The 18019-nt window shown below is 67.9% G+C and carries 20 protein-coding genes and 2 pseudogenes; 6 read left to right on the top strand and 16 right to left on the bottom strand.

The window, feature by feature from the left end; translation table 11 throughout:
* Positions 1 to 115: 115 nt before the first annotated feature.
* Positions 116 to 2002 (top strand): serine hydrolase, encoded by a 1887-nt coding sequence (locus tag PVK37_RS12995; RefSeq protein ID WP_275034170.1) that lies wholly within the window; start codon positions 116 to 118, stop codon positions 2000 to 2002.
* An 80-nt stretch (positions 2003 to 2082) separates the two neighbouring features.
* On the opposite strand, the gene PVK37_RS31890 is transcribed toward PVK37_RS12995, so the two are convergent.
* The 4 genes from PVK37_RS31890 to PVK37_RS12975 all read right to left on the bottom strand — a co-directional run bounded on the left by PVK37_RS31890 (position 2083) and on the right by PVK37_RS12975 (position 5975).
* Positions 2083 to 2310, bottom strand: coding sequence for a hypothetical protein (locus PVK37_RS31890; protein WP_275034169.1), 228 nt, complete (start codon positions 2308 to 2310; stop codon positions 2083 to 2085).
* 121 nt (positions 2311 to 2431) lie between these two features.
* On the bottom strand, positions 2432 to 3091 hold the full coding sequence (locus PVK37_RS12985) for a YdcF family protein (protein ID WP_275034168.1): 660 nt from the start codon (positions 3089 to 3091) through the stop codon (positions 2432 to 2434).
* A 431-nt stretch (positions 3092 to 3522) separates the two neighbouring features.
* Complete coding sequence (locus PVK37_RS12980; RefSeq protein WP_275034167.1) at positions 3523 to 4305, bottom strand: hypothetical protein; 783 nt, start codon at positions 4303 to 4305, stop codon at positions 3523 to 3525.
* Between the two features lie 413 nt (positions 4306 to 4718).
* A complete protein-coding gene (locus tag PVK37_RS12975) occupies positions 4719 to 5975 on the bottom strand; it encodes an SNIPE associated domain-containing protein (RefSeq protein WP_275034166.1) in 1257 nt (418 codons plus the stop codon).
* Positions 5976 to 6705: 730 nt separating this feature from the next.
* Here PVK37_RS12975 and PVK37_RS12970 point away from each other — a divergent pair.
* Entirely contained in the window at positions 6706 to 7752 is a 1047-nt protein-coding gene (locus PVK37_RS12970; RefSeq protein ID WP_275034165.1) for a DUF4236 domain-containing protein, read from the top strand.
* A gap of 26 nt (positions 7753 to 7778) precedes the next feature.
* Positions 7779 to 7880 (top strand): annotated as a pseudogene (locus tag PVK37_RS12965) (ISAzo13-like element transposase-related protein); the annotation flags it as partial.
* A gap of 56 nt (positions 7881 to 7936) precedes the next feature.
* On the opposite strand, the gene PVK37_RS31885 reads toward PVK37_RS12965, so the two are convergent.
* The 3 genes and pseudogenes from PVK37_RS31885 to PVK37_RS12955 all read right to left on the bottom strand — a co-directional run bounded on the left by PVK37_RS31885 (position 7937) and on the right by PVK37_RS12955 (position 10136).
* Positions 7937 to 8122 carry an IS3 family transposase gene (locus PVK37_RS31885; RefSeq protein WP_423791031.1) on the bottom strand — a complete coding sequence of 62 codons (186 nt, stop codon included), beginning with the start codon at positions 8120 to 8122 and terminating at the stop codon, positions 7937 to 7939.
* Positions 8123 to 8192: 70 nt separating this feature from the next.
* Positions 8193 to 8468: pseudogene (locus tag PVK37_RS31880) on the bottom strand (DDE-type integrase/transposase/recombinase); the annotation flags it as partial.
* A 708-nt stretch (positions 8469 to 9176) separates the two neighbouring features.
* Positions 9177 to 10136 carry an FAD-dependent oxidoreductase gene (locus PVK37_RS12955; RefSeq protein WP_275034163.1) on the bottom strand — a complete coding sequence of 320 codons (960 nt, stop codon included), beginning with the start codon at positions 10134 to 10136 and terminating at the stop codon, positions 9177 to 9179.
* A 342-nt stretch (positions 10137 to 10478) separates the two neighbouring features.
* On the opposite strand from PVK37_RS12955, the gene PVK37_RS12950 reads away from it, so the two are divergent.
* The gene (locus PVK37_RS12950) at positions 10479 to 10913 is read left to right on the top strand and encodes an NUDIX domain-containing protein (protein ID WP_275035098.1); all 435 of its coding nucleotides are present in this window, start codon (positions 10479 to 10481) and stop codon (positions 10911 to 10913) included.
* Here PVK37_RS12950 and PVK37_RS12945 read toward each other — a convergent pair.
* From PVK37_RS12945 to amcA (PVK37_RS31875), 8 genes are all read right to left on the bottom strand, one after another.
* On the bottom strand, positions 10900 to 11070 hold the full coding sequence (locus PVK37_RS12945; protein ID WP_275034162.1) for a hypothetical protein: 171 nt from the start codon (positions 11068 to 11070) through the stop codon (positions 10900 to 10902). The genes PVK37_RS12950 and PVK37_RS12945 overlap by 14 nt on opposite strands.
* 185 nt (positions 11071 to 11255) lie before the next feature.
* Positions 11256 to 11669, bottom strand: coding sequence for a helix-turn-helix domain-containing protein (locus PVK37_RS12940; protein ID WP_275034161.1), 414 nt, complete (start codon positions 11667 to 11669; stop codon positions 11256 to 11258).
* Positions 11666 to 12217 (bottom strand): helix-turn-helix domain-containing protein, encoded by a 552-nt coding sequence (locus PVK37_RS12935; protein WP_275034160.1) that lies wholly within the window; start codon positions 12215 to 12217, stop codon positions 11666 to 11668. Before PVK37_RS12935 ends, PVK37_RS12940 begins: the two co-directional genes overlap by 4 nt.
* A 150-nt stretch (positions 12218 to 12367) precedes the next feature.
* Entirely contained in the window at positions 12368 to 13030 is a 663-nt protein-coding gene (locus PVK37_RS12930; protein ID WP_275034159.1) for a pentapeptide repeat-containing protein, read from the bottom strand.
* Positions 13031 to 13115: 85 nt separating this feature from the next.
* Entirely contained in the window at positions 13116 to 13298 is a 183-nt protein-coding gene (gene amcA, locus PVK37_RS12925; protein ID WP_275034158.1) for a multiple cyclophane-containing RiPP AmcA, read from the bottom strand.
* A complete protein-coding gene (gene amcB / locus PVK37_RS12920; RefSeq protein WP_275034157.1) occupies positions 13295 to 14431 on the bottom strand; it encodes a cyclophane-forming radical SAM peptide maturase AmcB in 1137 nt (378 codons plus the stop codon). The genes amcA (PVK37_RS12925) and amcB overlap by 4 nt, the downstream gene beginning before the upstream one ends.
* The gene (locus PVK37_RS12915) at positions 14428 to 14784 is read right to left on the bottom strand and encodes a hypothetical protein (RefSeq protein WP_275034156.1); all 357 of its coding nucleotides are present in this window, start codon (positions 14782 to 14784) and stop codon (positions 14428 to 14430) included. Before PVK37_RS12915 ends, amcB begins: the two co-directional genes overlap by 4 nt.
* On the bottom strand, positions 14784 to 14930 hold the full coding sequence (gene amcA / locus PVK37_RS31875) for a multiple cyclophane-containing RiPP AmcA (RefSeq protein WP_423791075.1): 147 nt from the start codon (positions 14928 to 14930) through the stop codon (positions 14784 to 14786). Before amcA (PVK37_RS31875) ends, PVK37_RS12915 begins: the two co-directional genes overlap by 1 nt.
* Positions 14931 to 15363: 433 nt before the next feature.
* Between amcA (PVK37_RS31875) and PVK37_RS12910 the strand changes: the two genes are divergently transcribed.
* Positions 15364 to 16701: a hypothetical protein gene (locus tag PVK37_RS12910; protein ID WP_275034155.1), complete on the top strand. Its 1338-nt coding sequence runs from the start codon at positions 15364 to 15366 to the stop codon at positions 16699 to 16701.
* Entirely contained in the window at positions 16698 to 17270 is a 573-nt protein-coding gene (locus tag PVK37_RS12905; protein ID WP_275034154.1) for a flavoprotein, read from the top strand. Before PVK37_RS12910 ends, PVK37_RS12905 begins: the two co-directional genes overlap by 4 nt.
* 6 nt (positions 17271 to 17276) lie before the next feature.
* On the opposite strand, the gene PVK37_RS12900 is transcribed toward PVK37_RS12905, so the two are convergent.
* Entirely contained in the window at positions 17277 to 17936 is a 660-nt protein-coding gene (locus PVK37_RS12900) for a YdcF family protein (RefSeq protein ID WP_275034153.1), read from the bottom strand.
* Between the last annotated feature and the right edge of the window lie 83 nt (positions 17937 to 18019).

Below are 18019 nucleotides of genomic sequence, written 5' to 3'. Positions count from 1 at the left end.
GCCCTGCGTTCAACCGAGTTCAGAATCGGCAGTGCCTGCCCATGGACTGCCGGACCGTAGGCACTCATTCGTCTCACCTGTGCCGGACAGGCACATCAGACGTCAGGAGTGCATCATGACCATGCGCAGACGGGTGGCCGTCGTGCTCGCCACGGTCCTGGCCGGGGCGGCGCTGAGCGGCCCGCCAGCACTGGCGGTGCCGGGCGTGCCGTCCCCGATCTTCGATCCGGACTCGGTCTCGTGGCTGTCGTTGCGTGACCAGACCAGCGCCCAGTTCGCGACCTCGTTCGCCACGCACAGCAAGAGCTACCTGATCGACGACCTGGACATCGACACCACCGGTGGTGCGTACCGGGTCGGCTCGGTGTGGCAGCAGAACACCGACAAGCGGGGCTGGAAGGAGCTACGCGACCTCGACGACGCAGGGTTTCATGCCGCCTGGGTCGAGGCCAGCAATCAGGGCATGCGGCTGACCGAGCAGGAGACCTACCTCGTCGGCGGGGCACGTCGCTACGCCGGGGTCTGGGTCGAGAACGTGGAAAACCTGTCCTGGACCTCGTTCAGAGGGCTGACCAGCGCCGAGTTCTCGACGAAGTTCGACGAGCAGCGCCGCGCCGGACGGATGCCCATCGACATCGACGTGTACGACACCTCGCAGGGCCTGCGCTACTCGGTGATCTGGGTCCAGAACGCCGAGAACCTCGCGTGGGCACTGTGGCGCGATCTCACCTCCGCCGAGTTCTCGACGAAGTTCGCCGAGCTTCAGCGCGACTACCGGATGTTGACGTTCGAGTCGGTGCGGACCACCGCGGGTCAGCGCTACGCCGGCATCTGGGTGGAGAACCGCAACGGCCGCGGCTGGGTGGAACGCCGCGACATGACCGCCGCGGGTTTCGCCAACTACTGGCACCGCTACTCCGACGAGGGCTACCGGCTGGTGGCCTACAACAAGTACGACACCGCCGGCGGCGTGCGGTACGCCGGGATCTGGCGGCAGAACAACGACCGTCCGGACTGGGCGCTGAAAACCGCTGTCAACACCAGGATCCAGGCCGAACTGGACAGCACCGCCGTGCCCGGTGTCAGCGTGGCGGTGTTCCACAACAACCAGGCGAAGTACCTGCGCGGCTTCGGCTTCGCCGACATCGACGACAACGTGTGGATGGACAGCGGGCACGTGGGCAGCATCGCGTCGGTGAGTAAAGCCGTCGGTGGCGTGCTGACCATGCGGATGGTCGAGCAGGGGCTGGTCGACCTCGACGACGCCAGCCGCGACCTCGTGCCGTCGATGCCGGCGCACCACACCCACACGGTCGGCGACCTGTTGAGCAGCCGCGGCTGCGTCGGCCACTACGGAGACATTGACACGTCCGGTTTCGACAACGTGCCGTACGCGACCGCTCTCGCCGCCGCCGACGAGTTCTGGGACGAGCCGCTGGTATGCGCGCCTCCGGACTACCACTACTCCACCCCGGGCTACACCCTGCTCGGCGCCGGTCTCGAAGCAGCCGGCGGCGACAACATCAAGAACCTGGTGCGTACGAAGCTGACCACTCCCTACGGTCTCGGCACGCTCGCCCCGGCGGACCTGAGCGCCGGCGTCCGGCGGATGACCGAGTACACGACCAGCAACGCGGAGGCGCCGCTCGAGAACAAGGACTGGAAGACCCTCGGCGGCGGGATCCAGTCGAACGTGTACGACCTGGGCCGGTTCGGCGCCAAGCTCGCGGCGGGCCAGATCCTGACCCAGGCGTCGCTGGACACCATGTGGACCGCGCCGGACGCCGACAGCAACTACGCCTACGGCTGGAACACCGGCGTCGAGAACGGCCACCAGGTGGTCGCCAAGGACGGCTCGTGGACGGGCGCCCTCGCCTACCTACGGATCTACCCCGAGGACGGCATCGTGGTGGCGGTCATGATGAACGACCGTTCCGGCTCCCAGGACGCTGCCCAACTCGGCCGTGACATCGGCGCCATGGTGCTCAACTCGCTGCCGTAGCGACAACCGACCGGCCAGCTCAGGTGTCAGACGTCGGTCCTGGCCGCACGAGACAGTGCGGCCAGGACCGGCACAGCGTGTCAGCACGTGGGCAACTGGTGCTGTTTCAGGCGGAGTGGCCCGCTGTGTCGTAGGCCCGGACCTTCAAGCCGAAACCACTGCTCGACACCACCGCACTTCCGGTCGAACGGCAGGTCCGACAGGCCATCGAGACCGCACGCGCACTCGCTCGATGGAACCGCATCGACGAAGCGCTGGCCGCCCTCCTGGACGCCGAGGTCATCGGCCCCGACCAGGTGCGCGACCACCGGCTCTCCCGCGACCTGGTCCGGGAGATCCTCACCCGCCCCCGACCGCCCCGGCCGGCCGTCGAACTCAGCGAACGAATGGGCATCCGACCGGGCGGGCCACGCTGGTAACCGACTCCGCTCAGACGAGCCGGCTCGTGTACCCCGCCGCCACCAGGCGACCGAAGGCCGCCTGCACCTCGTCCGGCACCTTCTGCGGAACCGCGAACCCGCGTTCGGCGTACACCTCGATCCGCTGCGTGTCCCCGACCAGCATGTCCACCACCCGCCGGGGGTCACCGATGCTGCCCACGTAGTCGTCCAGCTCAAGAGGGTTCGACGCGCACACCACGTCGACCTCCGGCCACATCAGCTTGCAGGTGGCGTAGGCCCGGCGCTGCTGGTACGGCCGGGACATGAGCAACACCGAACGCACCGGGATCCGGCGTTCCGCCAGCAGGCGGCGCGAATAGTCGAGATTCTGGGCCGTGTTCGTCGCCCGCGGCTCCACGAGAATCGACTCCGCCGGCACACCATGCTCGACCGCGTACTCCCGGTAGTGCACCGCCTCACCGCGCGGGAACCGCTCCACCGTCGTCGGAGCGTTCGCGCCGGTGAACACGATCCACGGGAACAGGCCCTCGTGGAACAGGCGGGTCGCGACCACCGCCGCACCGAGGTCATGACTACCCAACCCGATCCCCACGTCACACCGACGCAACTCGTGGCCCAGGTCGTGGTGACGCCACAACGTTTCCACGTCAGCCCGGATCCCGTCCGGAATCACCACCGGCACCGACACCAGACCCCCTCACCGAACCGGCCCGGACCGGACGTCCACCGACACGCACCCGTCCACCGGCAGCCGCACCGGTCCAACGGCTCCCGAGCACCCACCGAGCACCGGCCCACCGCCACGGAAGCAAGAAAGGCTCCGACCCGGGTGAAAACCCAGGTCAGAGCCTTGCTGCTGGTGCGCCGCCAGGGACTCGAACCCCGAACCCGCGGATTAAGAGATAGACGTTAGTCGAGTTGTTGCATCCAACCCGGCGGCGTAAGTCCATCTGTTCGCGGTCAGCCCCCAGCTTCAGCGGGAAAGCGTCCCGCCCGGTCCATCAAGCGTCGGCCCGTCCATCGCGCCGGAGCACCCAAGGAGCACCCCGCGTGGCATCGGGTCTCAAGCGGTGGCGAGCGTTGCAAACGTTAGTTCGGCCCCCGGTGCGCTGGCTGGTCCTAGTGCCGGTTTCCGTATACGGCAACCAGTTCCTCGTATGCTTCTCGCACCACGTCAAGGGCACCTGAATCGTGTGCCACGTTCTCTCCGGCGACAGCGGCAAGCTCAAGGGCGGTCTGAATGCGTTCCAACTCCGCCTCGGTCTGCATCCACAGCGCCTGCGCTGCCCCCCGCTGCTCCGCGAGCGTCTGCGCGGCGCGGGTAGCCGCCGGGCCGGCCGACGCCGATGGGGGCCTGGCCACCTGCGGGCGGAGTTGCTGCCGTCGGCTGAGCACGTCGGCGGCCTCCCACAGCACCTGGGCCAGCAGTTCCCCGCCCTCAGCTGGATCCACGGCGGCCTCCACGGCGGGAAGGACCCTTCCAGCTCGCTCAGCCATCCGGAGCAGATCAGCGAACTCGGTGCGCTCACGGGCGCTTTCCAGGGTCCGGTGAAGTTCCGGAAAGGTCGCCTCATCCCGTGCCACCACCATCGCCGGCGGAGGTTTGTAGAGGTAGGACGCCGACCCGACACCTAGCGCGAGAACGGCAAGCAAGAAGACCACCGGCCCTGGCGCTCCGGTGAGGCACAGTCCGAAGGAGCCGATCAATACCAATGTCGACAACACGATGATGCGCGGAACGCTCTCGGGCCTCTCGGTCTCGGGCTCGGCGCGCAGGTCGGTGATGCTTCCCCACTCGTGCCGTGCCGGATTGCGGGAAACCTTGAGCGGCGCTAGGGCGACGACGGTGCGCGTGTCGTCCATCGCGATCCACAGGTGGAAGGGGGACTCGGACGGGGACACCCGTCCTCCTCTCAGGGAGACAGAAAGGGCAGGTAGAGCCCTTTCGGTGGCGGATCATCTGGAACGCTGGCAGCGCGCGAAATCATTGAGCTGCGAAGGCGGGTTGTCGTCGTCAGAGGGTAGCCCTGGATCAGCCTGCCGTTGTCGTCGCGCCGGGACAGATCACGCCCCTCGGACCTGTCGGTATGCGGATGGTCCCGGGACAACAACTGCGCTGCCGACCGCTGACCCATAGACGAACGGTTCACCCGACGGCATACGTACCTCTCCATCTCGGGATACCACTTGCTCATGGTCGTAACGGCTGGCCCGCCGGCGACCATTGCTCATGGCAGTCGTCGGATCGGCTGCGGGCACGATTGATCCGTTGGACTCACCGGCTCAGCGGCCACCGGCGGTTCTGCCTTGGCATGTCATGTGGTCGCGACTGGCTGCTCCTGGGCCTGGGTGAGGCTCTGCCGGTACTCCAGGGCTTCCGGGACCTCCTCGTACTGCAGCAGGCTGCCGGTCAACGCCAGCAGGTGTTCCTTGGCCTCCTCCGGCGTGGCGTAGAAGAACTCGCGACGGTGGTTGACCAGGTTGACCCTTCGGTCGGCCAGCCGTGCGTGCATCTGCGCCTCGATACCGACAGCGTCGTCGGAGAAGAACAGGGCGTGGACGTCGAAGTTGAAGGGCACCGAGGCGTCACTGAGTTCACGTACCCGGTCCAGCGGGTCCAGGCGACGGGTCATGCCGACCTTGACCATCTTCTCGCCGAACGCGCCGAGATTGGAGATCACGTACACGTAGCCGGCCCGGACGTTGGCGGCCCGGTGGTCGACGTCCTGGATCGCGGTGTCGATCTGGGCCAACCGGTCCTGCATCTGGGCGGCACCGTCAGCATCACCCTTGGCCTGCAAAGCGGCCAAGGCGTTCGCGTAGTGCTGGCGTTCCTTGTCGAGCCGGGCGCGTTCGCGTTCGATCTCCTGTTGCGCACGTCGCTCTTCGCGCAGCCGGGCCTTCTCCTCCCGCTCCCGTTCCTTCTCCTCGGCCAGCTTCTCCTGGTAGTCGGCGGTCAGCTCCAACTCCTTGATCCGCAGCCGGTGGTACTCCTCAGCGATCCGGATCTGCATCGTCTTGCCGAGCTTGGCGATGGTGACCGTCACCTTCCCCAGCCGATCTACAGCCGAGTCGAGCTTGTACGGCTTCAACCCGCGCACCAGGTTGTCCGCCTCGGCGTTGTAGGCGCGGAGCATGAGCTTGGAGAAGTCCCGGATCATGACCCGACCCTCTGCGGCCGAGCCGTTGACCGTCCACCCGGTAGCCGCCTTGACCGCTCCCCCGTCCTTCCTGGTCATGGCCTTGATCTGGTCCTGAAGCCGGCTGAGCTGGCTCTGATAGGCGACCGCGTCCGACAGGGGATGCCGATACTGATAGACCCCAGCTTCCTGCAGCAGTGCCGTCTCCTCAGTGACCACAATCTGCTGCCGGAGCTCACGCAGATGCCGCTCGAGCTCGGCCTTCCGCGCTTTGCCCTTCGCGGTCAGGTCGGCGACCTCGCGGCTGAGCCGGTCCCGGTGCTGCTCCAACTCCATCGCTGAGAGCACACCGAGCCGTGACATCTCCGCCCGCAAGCCCGTCAGCTCGACGCGCAACTGGTCCAGCTCGCTACGGAGCTGTGCGTTCTCCACGTTCAGTTCACGCGCCTTGCCCCGAGCACCGAACAGAGGAATGTCCGGACTCCCATTGCGCTGCGGCGGGACGACGACAGGAGCGCCATCAGCCTGCGCGTCGGCCGTAACGGGTACCGCCGGTGCCGGAGCCGGCGAGTCCGGAATCCACAACTGCCACCCCGCCGGAGGAGGGCCCCAGGCAGGATCCGGTCTCCAACCCGTAGGCGGCACCCACCCAGCAGGCGGCGGCGGCCAGTTCGGTGGCGCGTTGAAGCGATATCCCATTGCTCTCCCCAGGCATCATGACTGCCCGACGAAAGTAGCGCCGTAGCCGCCGACCGGACATCGACGACTCAGATCAGCAGAGCAGCCATCCAGCCGACCACGGATACCCGAGCGACGACTTCAGTCTGATTACCGACAGAAAGGCATCCGGCTTGGTGATGCGCTTCGGTCAGCCTGTCTCGCCTCGGCCTTGGCCCCTGATGGGGGCCCGGGGTGGCTCACCCCGAACCACCACACGAGCCAGCCGGATAAGCGGTGAAGGCTGCACGGCACGAGAACCACGTCGCGCGATATAGCAAGGCTTCCCCGCCATGCCCGTCGGCGGCATGGTCGTTATCTGATCTTGCCGTCTTCCACGTGGGTCTGCCCGTTCAGTGCTCCCTGATATCCGATAGTCTGGTTATCTCGCCGCGCACGAAGACCTATCGTTGCCCGCATTGTCAGCGACGACGCGAGGGCACTCATGGGTTTCTACCTGCGGACCAGCCTCAAAGCGGGCCCCTTTAGATTCAACCTGTCACCATCTGGCGTCGGCGTCTCCGCTGGTGTCCCAGGGTTCCGTGTCGGGACTGGGCCTCGCGGCAACTACGTCCGCGTTGCCGGTCTCGGCACGACCTACTTCGGCGGCCGGGCACCCACCCCAACCTCACCCGGATCGCCGCCGTCGATGCTGCCAGCGACCCACAACGACGGGATCGTCATGCAGGAGTTGTCCGGTACGCCGGTACAGCAGCTGGTTGCAGCACATCCCTCCGACCTGATCGGTCAGATCCAGACCGCAGCCCAACGGCACCTGCTGTGGCCGTGGGCCGCTGCCGCCGTCGCAGTCCTGGCCCTATTCTCTGCACCGTTCGGGCTCCTGCTGCTCGTGCCCGGCCTACCCGCAGTGTGGTGGCTGTGGCAGCGCGACCTTGCGCGGCGATCAGTCGTCGTCTTCTACCAGGTTGACGACGTACCGGCGGTCAACTACGAGCGCTTCACCACGAGCAGCAGCTTCGTCAGCCGTATGCAGCGCGTCTGGCACGTCGAAGCCGAAGGTGCTCTCAACACTCCATATCAGCGGAAAGTCAACGCCGGAGCCGCAGCCCTGAACCGCCGCAGCCCAGCCTCGGTGGATCTGGCTGGTCCGCCCATGCTCGTGACGAACATCGCCGTACCGAGCCTGCATGGAGAAGACCGCTCTTTGTACTTCCTGCCGGACCGGGTGATCGTCCGCCACGGTCACCGTTACGCCGGCCTCCCGTACGCCGCAGTGAACGCCCATGCGCAGGCCCAACGGTTCATCGAGTCGGATACGCCGCCAACCGACGCCGAGTGTGTTGGGACGACGTGGCAGTACAGCAACAAGTCCGGCGGCCCGGATCGCCGCTTCAAGAACAACAGACAACTGCCGATCATGCTGTATGGAAGGCTTACCGTCACCAGCCCAGACGGACTGCTGATGGTCTGGGATTTCTCCCGACCTGACGTTGCGGCGGCACTGGCCGAAGCAATCGGCCGGATGCGGTAATTGCAGGGATACCGCAGGACGCGGTACGGGATATCCAGTCCCGCTATCTCAACAACCAGGTCAAAGACCATCAGGCTGCCGGGCAGCCGGTGATCAGCGTGAACGCGAAGAAGAAGGAACAGGTGGGGCTTCTGCCGATGGGGGCCTGGTCTGCCCCGGGTTGACCGGAGTCGGATAAGTGATCTCATGCCACCGCGGACGCCCGCTCGAACTCGATCGGGGTGAGCATGCCGATGCTGCTATGCCGGCGTTGGCGATTGTGCCAGATCTCGAGGTAGTCGAAGATTGCGTTGGCGAGTTCGATACGGGTGCGCCAGCGGCGGCGGTTCAGCAGCTCGACCTGCATCCTCGACCAGAAGGCCTCGATCATCGAGTTGTCGTAGCAGTCGCCGATGCTGCCCATGGACGGCATCAGGCCGGAGTCGCGGGCACGTTTGGTGAAGGCCCATGAGGCCGCCTTGGGATCCGCGGTCGGTGTGCAGCACGCACCCGGCCAGGCCACCGCGTCTGGCGGCGGCGTTGTCCAGGGCGGTGACGGCCAAGCGGGACTTCATCCGCGAGTCGATGGAGTAGCCGACGATCCGCCTCGACCAGACGTCCTTGATCGCGCAGAGGTAGAGCTTGCCCTCGGTGGTGTGGTGCTCGGTGATGTCGGCCAGCCACAGCCGGTTCGGGCCGACGGCGGTGAAGTCCCGGCAGACCAGGTCGTCGTGCACCGGCGGGCCTACCTTGCCGCCCTTACCGCGACACTTGCGCTTGCCGAACGCGCTCCACCAGCCGTTACCCGAGCAGATCGGCCACCCGGTGCGCTCGGCCACCAGCTGCCCGGCGTCGCGGGCCTCATCGACCAGGAACCGGTACCCGAACTCCGGATCATCGCGGTGGGCGTCCACCAGCGGGTTCGCCCGGTAGGCGGCAACGAGGTCGGCATCGCCCACAGGCTGGACGAGCCACCGGTAGTAGGGCTGACGAGCGATGGTCAGTACCCGGCACGTCACCGCCACGGGGATCCCGTCGGCGGCCAGCTCGCTCACGAGCGGGTAGAGCCCCTTCCGGCAGGTTCGCCTGCGACAGGTACGCAGCGGCCCGGCGCAGGACCTCGTTCTCCTGCTCCGACAACCTGACCCGCTTCCGAGCCTCCCGCAGCTCGGCTGACTCGGTGCTGGCCGTCCCGGGCGTGACGCCGGCGTCGATATCGGCCTAGCGAAGCCACGTGAACAGCGTCATCGGGTGGACCCCGAAATCGGGTCTGCTGCACCGATAGGTGACATCTGAGATGGCTTACCCTGGCGACTTCCCCCTACAGTGCAAAGGCTTGCCCACCGACACGCCTCCGCCAGATAGAGACCTTCGCCAACGAGTGGGCCCCGGCAGGCGAGCCTCGGAGGAATGGCAAGCACTACAGGATCGCGAGGCGGGCTGTATCAGGCGATCAGATTTGGACGTGCGATCTCGAGGGCACAGCCCCAGGAGAGAGTGAGGCCAGCCCCGCCATGGCCGTAGTTGTGGACCACCTTCGCGTCACCAAGCTGCTCTTCCTTAACCCGAACGTACGGCCGGGTGGGGCGTAGTCCCACCCGGTGATCAACGACCCGGGCGGTACGCAGGCGAGGCTCGACGTCGGCACAGCGGGCGACGATCGCTGCGGCCGTCTCCGGATCGGGTTCCCGGTTCCACTCGCCGGGTTGGGCGGTGCCGCCGAGAACGAGGGTCTCGCCCTGAGGATAGAAGTGCAGCAGGTCCGGTGAGGGCCCGGTGTCTTCGGAGAAGAACTCGGTGATGCCGGGGTTCTCGACCACAACGAGCTGCCCGCGGATCGGGGCCAAGTCGGGATCGGGTACGAGGTCACGGGCACCCATCCCGGAGCAGTTGACGACCACCGGGGACACACCAACGGCCTCACCAAGCGAGCGAATCCGGCGGATCACAATCTCGCCGCCGGCCGCCTCCAGCCGCCCGCGCAGGTAGCCGAGGTAGACGGGCATGTCGACCAGCGGGGCGGTGTACCGCCACCCGGTGGCGAAGCCGTCCGGCAGTTCACCCGGCTCGCACATCCGGAACCCGTCCAGCTGGCTGCCCCACCCGGGCGGTTCGACAGGCGTGCGGGACGCCTCGACCCCGGAGACCAGCCGCACCCCGGTCGCCGGGTCGGTGGCGAGGTGCCGCAGCACGTCCAGCGTCTGAGCGCCCCACACCCGCACCCGGTCGACGGGCTCGACAAGGTACGGACCCCACATCGCCCCAGCGGCGTACGAGGTGGTCCCCTCGGGCAGTTCGGCCGCCCAGATCCTCACCCGCAGACCGGCCTCGGCCAGGCATACGGCAGTGGTGAGACCGGATACGCCGGCACCGATGACCAGGACGTCGAGATCGGTACGGCTCATCGGTCGACCGTAGTGTCAGGCCGGTTGACGCGCGAACGCGTTCTCAAGGTCGGGGAGCAGGTCGGCGACACTCTTGTTCCGGCGTCGGTAGGGGACGTCAGGTCGACGGGCGTAGGCCCCGGTACGCAGACCTTGTACGTCGCCGTGGTGTAGGTGCCGGCGAGGGCCCCGTTGGCGGTGGAGGTGGAGGTGGTGACCGTCGAGGACAGGGGCCGGTAGGCGTCGTCGTAGCGGGTGGAACTGGTCAGTTGGCCGTTGGCGATGGTGTCGTTGGTCCAGGCGGCCGGGCTTCTCCTCGCGATGGCTGCGACCAGGGTTAGGCTACGGTGCGTGACTGTGCGAGTGGATACGCGAATCGCCGGTGTGATCTTGGTCGATCCGAAGGGCCGTTTGTTGTTGCAACTGCGTGACGGCAACACCCGGGTAGATCCCCACCGCTGGTGCCTGCCCGGCGGCAACATCGAGCCGGGCGAGGACCCGCTGACGGCCGCCAACCGGGAGCTGCTGGAGGAGACCGGCCTCAAGGTCAAAGAGCTGCGCCTGTTCTGGCAGGGCACCGCCCCCTCGGCCAAGTTCCCCGGCGCGGTCGGCGAGTTCTCGATCTTCTACGCGCCGACCGACGCCAGGGACGAGGATGTGGTGTGCGGGGAAGGTGCGGCGATGCGGTTCGTCGACGGCGCCGACGTACGCGCCCTGAAGTTCGGGCGAGCCTACGGTGAGATCGTCCCGCGTTTCCTGGACTCCCCGCAGTACCGGGAGCTGGTCAACGCCGGCTGACCCACGTCTCCCAGTTGACCTCATACATCTCGGTCAGGATCGCCGGGATGTCGTAGTCGTACTGCCAGTTCGGGTAGTGGTTGGCGAACTTCGCCGTGCTGCCGACCCACCAGATGTAGTCGCCGATCCGGTTGTCCTCGTGGTACTCGGTGATCATCTGCTGGCCGGTGATCTTCTCGGCGAGGGGTGGACGTGTGGCGGCGGTGTTCCCAGCCGGAAACCGTCTCGGGCGCCACCCCGAGGTGGCGGGCGAAGTCGTGGACGGTCATCCTGAGCGCCTCGCGTAGCGCGCGGGTCTCCTGCCCGGTCCACCGGCCGACGACCACCGTTCCGCCCCGACAGTCACCTGTCGCGGCTTGAGTGGCCCGGGTGACGGTCCGGCCAGCGCGGCGCTGGCGATCCTCGTCCCGCGCCTGCGCCTGCTGGGTGTGGAAGTCCCCGTACCAGCGCGGCCATCTGGTCGAACGCCGCCAGAAACGCCCCTCGTGCGTCGACCGCCCGGTCGGCGTCCTGCCAGAACCGGCGCACGCTGGTGTCCCGCCCGATCTCGGCGTTGGCGACCGAGCTGTGGGAGTAACAGATGCTCTTGGCGAGCTGCGTCTGCGTTAGCCCTTGCTCGGCGCGCCAGGCGGCCAACCGCCGATCGAGGTCCCTGCGCGCCTCGGTCGCCTGCTGCTGGCTGGTCCGTCCTGGAAAGCGCAGAGCCGACGGATGCCAGCCGTCCACGGCCGGGCGCGTGATCCGCACGTTCGTCATCGGGCCCGCCGATCGGGAAGCCGGTACACCTGGCGAAGGCCGGCCCCGGTCGATGGCACACCGGATACAGCCACGAGGCGGCCCCGCGAGACATCCGATGGTTCGATCGTCACTTCGACGGACCCCGCGAGGACCACGACACCGCCGGTCGCGTCGTCGTGACGGACCAGTGCCGTGACAGTCGCGGCGTGAACGTTCACTGTCACCCGCACCGACGGTCGGTCCAGCATGACCGGACCGGCCGTCGCCGCTACCGATACCGGGCGGCCAGGGTCAGCGCCGGGAGCCGGTGATGTCCAGCCACCTGGTCCTGGTTCCTCCGCGCTCACCTCAGGGTCCTGGGCGTGTCCCTTGATGATGAAGAACCCGAGATCGGCGTTGGTCGCTTTGCCCAGGACCTTCCGCAACGCCGTGCGGTACGGCTCGAACGGCCACCGGTGCTCCCCGCGTTCGAGCTTGCCGATATAGCGGGCATCCACGGCACTACGGCAGCCCGCGTGCGCGTGGGTGTGGGCGTTGACCGCGTCGGCCAGCTCCTGCCGGGACATCGGCCGCCCCGACCCAGACGGAGACCGCAGCGCCAGCCGAGCCGCACGAAGCAGATTGTTCGGCCCTCGACGGTAGGCCACGACGTCGTTCTCCTGAGGAGTTCGCTTGCTCTCGTACCCGGCAACCGCCCGGGATGAAGACCGGCTGCGTCACCGCTTCCGCACGGTCAGGTTGAGATCCTGAACGGCCAGCTGGGTGAGGTCGGGAAGCTGGTCCTCGTGAAGGGTGACCCCGCGCAGGTTGCCGAGACCGGTCTTCAGGTCGTGCAGCGAGTTACCCCGAAGGTCAGCACCCTGGAGATGGCAGGAGTCGAGCTCCAGGCGGGCAAGCTGGCAGGACCTGAGGACCGTGTCGGGTAGGCGGCAGGACGACCAGGTGGCGTCGGTGAGAACGCAGTCCACGAAGGCCACGGCTCCGGCGGCGGCGACCCGGGTAAGGGTCGCGTAGTCGAAGCGGCAGCCCTCGAACAGCACGTCCTTCAACCGGACGTCGGTGAATCTGGTGCCGGTGAGCCGGGAACCGGTGACGGCACAGCGTTCGATGCTCATGCCGGAGAGGGTGGTGCCGGAGAAATCGGTGCGGGTGATCTCGCAGCCGAAGATGACGCCAGCCTCCCAGGTGCTCTCGGAGAGGTCCGCACCGGTGAGCCGGCTGCCGCGGATCCCGATGTCGTCGAACGCCGCGCCGCGCCAGGAGGCGTCCTCGATGATGGCGTCGCTGAGGTCGCCGGTCGGGTCGCTGATGGTGTCGAGGTCGTCAGGGTCGAGATCCGGGAGCAGTATCCGCAGGTCGCCGACTGTGGTGGTCCGCATGTGGTTCTTCACCTGTATCTGTTCAGGGGGCGCGGGGCGGGCCGGCCGCCCCGCGCCGCCGGGTGTCGGGTCCGCTGTCAGCGGGTCACTTCTTCTTGTTCCAGTTGTCCCAGCCCGGGCGGCTGTCGAAGCTGCCCCGGTTGTCCCAGGTGGGCCGGTTGTCGAACTTCGCGGCGTCGATCGACGCTACCGTCCGGGACGGTGCGACACCGAGACGGTCGAGGTGGTGCGGCGCGGCGTTGACGAGTGCGGCGAGGTCGTTGGTCATGCGGGTCCTCCGGTCGGGGTGAGCTGGTCCGCGGTGGCGCGGACCAGGGCCTGTCGGGTGGTACGGCAGAAGCCGGTCTCGCGGACAGTGAAGGTGCCGTGTTCGAAGTAGCGGTTGCCGGCCTGCCCGCCACGGCAGAAGTCGTAGAACCCGCACCGGTCGGCGCAGTCGTTGAGCGCGGTGACGAACTCGGTCACGTAGCGCAGACCGCCGGCCTGGGCGAGCATCGCCGTGATGGGTTCTTCGACCACGTTGCCGGCGACGAAGTCGCCGTAGTCGGGGTCGGTGATGCCGAGCAGTTCCGGTGACAGGAGCACGACCCGGCCGTCCCAGGACACGGTGGGAATCGGCTCATGGGGGGTGTGGTCGACGCCTCCGGTGCGGGCGGCGGTGAGGTAGTCGGCTAGGCGGTCCAGGTCACGGATACGCAGCCGGCTACCGGTGGTGCGGCGTTGCACGAGCCGCCGCCAGAACCGGTACGCGGACTCCTCCGACACCGGTTGCCGGGCGGCGCCTTCCTGCTCCTCGATGTTGAAGCCCACGGACTGGCATCCCGGCAGGTCGGTGAAGAAGTCCACAAGGTCGTCGGCATGGTCGATGGTCTCCGGGGTGACGACACAGATCACCGAGTACTCCAGACCTGCCTCCGCCAGCATCCGGATACCGCGCACCGTGCGCCCGATGGTGGACCTGCCCGCGTGGTCGAGGCGGTTGCGGTTCAGGGCACCCGGGCCGTCGACACTGACACCGACCGTGAACCCGTAGGCGGCGAACACATCGCACCACCGCTGGTTGATCAACGTGGCGTTGGTCTGGACCTCGTGACGCACCCGACCCGCCTGCCGTAGCGACTCGAAAGGGGCGAGCAGGTCCTGGAAGTGGCTGATCGGGGTCGCGGTCGGCTCGCCACCATGCCAGACGACGCTCACCGGATGATCGCTGCCCTGCCGCTCGGTCGAGGTGGCGCAGGCCTGCGCCACCGGCACGGTCATCAGGCGACGCGACCGACGGTCGGGCAGGTAGCAGTAGACACAGTCGAGATTGCAGAAGCTCGTCGGCTGCACCACCAACGTATGGAACACACCGGCGACCGCCGGCCGATCCACGGCGGTGATGACACCGATACCGGTCATGACACCCTCTCCTCGGACAGCGGTGGGAAACGGGTCGCGGCCTGCCGCCGGGCACCGGCGCGGTGCCTGGTCCAGCCGAGGAACCGGTCGAACAAACCCGCGTAGCCACACATCTGCGGCGCACTGAGGTGCCGCAGGTCGTCGATGGCCGTGTGCAGGCAGGCCGCCAGATACAGCGACAACCCCACCCGGCTACCTTCGTACTCGACCAGCAGCCTCCTCCTCGCCTGGGCGCAGGGCCACGGGTGGCCGCAGTTCCGGCACAGCCACTGCGGGCGGGCCGGCAGATGCTCACCCTCCACCAGGCAGCGGCCGTCAACATCCTGGCCGGGTACCGGTCGCTCGATGCTCATCAACGGAACCCCGGCCGGGGCCGCTGCTCGAAGAACCGACGCCACACATGGGTCAACAACGGCGGATCCGCCACAGCCGCCACCGGAGCCGAGGGCTGCGCCCCGGACCGCCGTGCCGCCCGGCTGGCCGCAACAGAACGGGACATGTACACGGTCACGCCCGGTCCCCCACTGTCGCGGGCACCCCGAGACGGCGGGCTCGTGCCCGAAGACGCGAGCCCACCGCAGCGGGACGACGGCTGGGAGCAGACCGCCGCCCACCCACCCACGCAGCCCTCTCGGCGGTACGCGGACGGGGAGTCAGCCCCGCAGGCGGCGGATGGCCCGGCGACGCCATCTGCCGGCGCATCGGGTCGCGTTCCAGCACGTCGCTGATCGGCACATCCATGTGAAGCTCCCTGCGCGAGGCTGCTGAGTCCGCCGACACGCTCGGGGAGAGGACCGCGTCGGCACCTTCAGATTGGCCCGGGAGAGGATCGAGCGGAATGTCCTGGCGGTGCACTGGCGGTGCACCTGTTGTCACCCCTCGTGCCACTACCATCGGCAGTCAGGTGAAGCCCCTATCGGGGAGGACATGCGATGGCTCCGGTAACGACCTGGACCGGCCGGGAGGCGACCGCGCTGCGGCAGGCGTTGCGGATGAGCGTCACCGCCTTCGCCGAGCACCTCGGCGTAGCGCGACGGACGGTGGCCAAGTGGAGCAGCCAGGGCGACACGGTCCTTCCGCGTGCCGACATGCAGGCCGCGCTGGACACCGTGTTGACCCGCGCCACATCCGACGCCCGGGCACGCTTCGAGGCCCTACTGGTGACGGGCACCAACGGTGCACCCGGGAGCACCACACCGGCGCGGACCGGCTCGGACACCGATACTGGAAAGGACAGGCACAGCGGCTCGGGCTCGGATGGTGACGTGCGACGGAGAGACCTTCTACGCGCGACCGCGGCGGGCGTTGCCGCCGGCCCAGCTGTCTCGCCGCTGCTCGACGCGCTCGTCTCGCCACGACATCCACCTAAAACGGTGCTGTCCGTCCATCAGCTCTCCCGCGCGGTGGCCGCAGTAAAACGCGACTACCAGGCCTGCCGATATGCACGCGTCCTCGACGACCTCGTCACGCTGCTACCAGCCCTCGAACCAGCCAGAGCCAACGCCGAAGACGAGCAACGCGCCCAGGCAGACGTCCTCGCCACCGACCTGTACCACGTCGTCGGGAGCGTCCTACTAAAAATGGGCGACCGAGGGATGGCCCTGGTCGCGGCCGAGCGCAGCACCCGCGCCGCGACAGCGAGTCAGGACCCGGTGGCCATCGCCGCAAGCGCACGGATCATGACCCACGCCCTCATGAGCAACGGCCACGACGACCAGGCCGTGACCCTCGCTGGGCACGCCGCCGGCGTCCTCGACCGGGATACCCGCCTCGACTCAACCGACGCGGTCGCCGTATACGGCGCGCTCGTGCTCCGCGGCGCGGTCGCCGCCGCCTGCAAGGACGACCGGGACACCGCACACGCCATGCTCGACGAGGCCACTCGCGCCGCAGCCCGACTCGGCTACGACGGCAACGACCGGTGGACCGGCTTCGGCGCTACCAACGTCCTGCTGCACCGGGTCAACATCGCCTTGGCCCTCGGTGACGCGGGAACCGCCATCTCGCTCGCCCGCACGGTGCCCCTGGACAAGATCACGCTCGCCGAACGCAGAGCCTCGCTGTACGTCGACGTCGCTCGCGCCTACACCCAGTGGGGCCGCCACGAACAGGGCCTCGACGCGCTGCGCACCGCCTACGACGTAGCGCCCGAGGAGATCCGCTGCCGCCCGGCCGTCCAGCGCATCGCCGGCGACCTCGCCCTCCTCGCCAAAGGCCAGGTCCGCAGGGCCGTCGTCGACTTCGCCCAGACCGCTGGGATCCCGCTGTGACTAACGGCCACCTACAGATCGTCGTCTGCGGCGCCGGCCCCGCCGCCGACGTGACCAAATTGATCAGCACCGCCCTGGACCGGTCCTGGACGGCAGCGGTCACCGCCACACCCAGCGCCCTGGACTTCCTCGACCTACCGGCCATCGAGGAACTGGCGGGCACCCCTGTGCGATCCAGTTACCGGGCCTCCCCTGGCGGCCGGCGCTCACTTCCCGCCGCCAGCGCTGTGGTCATCGCACCAGCGACCTACAACTCCATCAACAAGATCGCCCTCGGCCTCGCCGACAACTACGCCATGACCTCCGTCTCCGAACTCATCGGACGACACATACCCACCGTCGTCGTGCCGTTCGTCAACGCCGCACTCGCCACCCGACTCCCCTTCCGCCGGGCGGTAGCCAACCTCCGCGACGAAGGAATCCACGTACTACTCGGCCCCGAACACAAGTGGGAACCACACCCACCCGGCAGCGGCAACGACCGACAGCGCGTCTTCCCCTGGACGACAGCGTTCGAGACAGCCGCCAGACACGCCCACGAAGCGCAGACGCAGGCCCAACACCGGTAGCCCGGCTCAGATCAGCCGGCTCGTGTAGCCCTCCGCCACCAGACGGTCGAACGCCGCCCGCACCTCGCCCGGCACCTCCTGCCTGATAGCGAACCCGCGCTCGGCATACACCTCGATCCGCTGCGTATCCCCGACCAGCATGTCCACCACCCGCCGCACGTCACCGATACCGCGCACGTACTCGTCGAGCCCCAACGGGTTAGACGCGCACGCCACGTCGACCTCCGGCCACATCAGCCTGCACGTGGCGTAGGCCCGACGTTGCTGGTATGGACGGGACATGAGCAACACCGAACGAACCTGGATCCGGCGTTCCGCCAACAGCCGACGCGAGTAGTCGAGGTTCTCCGCCGTGTTCGTCGCCCGAGGCTCCACGAGGATCGCCTCCGCCGGCACACCATGCTCGACCGCGTACTCCCGGTAGTGCACCGCCTCGCCACGCGGGAACCGCTCGACAGTGGTTGGAGCGTTCGCGCCGGTGAACGCGATCCACGGGAACAGGCCCTCGTGGAACAGGCGGGTCGCGACCACCGCCACACCGAGGTCGTGGCTGCCGAGCCCGATGCCCACATCACAGGGGCGCAGCTCGTGACCCAGATCGTGGTAACGCCACAACGTCTCCACGTCAGCCCGAATCCCGTCCGGAATCACCACCGGCACCGACACCAGACCCCCTCACCGAACCGGCCCGGACGTCCACCGCCATGCCACCCGTCCACCGGAAGCCGGAACCGTCCAGCGGCTCCCGA

Origin of the sequence: Micromonospora cathayae (assembly GCF_028993575.1) — a bacterium.
GTDB lineage: Bacteria > Actinomycetota > Actinomycetes > Mycobacteriales > Micromonosporaceae > Micromonospora > Micromonospora cathayae.
Note: the sequence above shows the minus strand (reverse complement) of the source record. Positions and strands in the feature narration are given on the sequence as shown.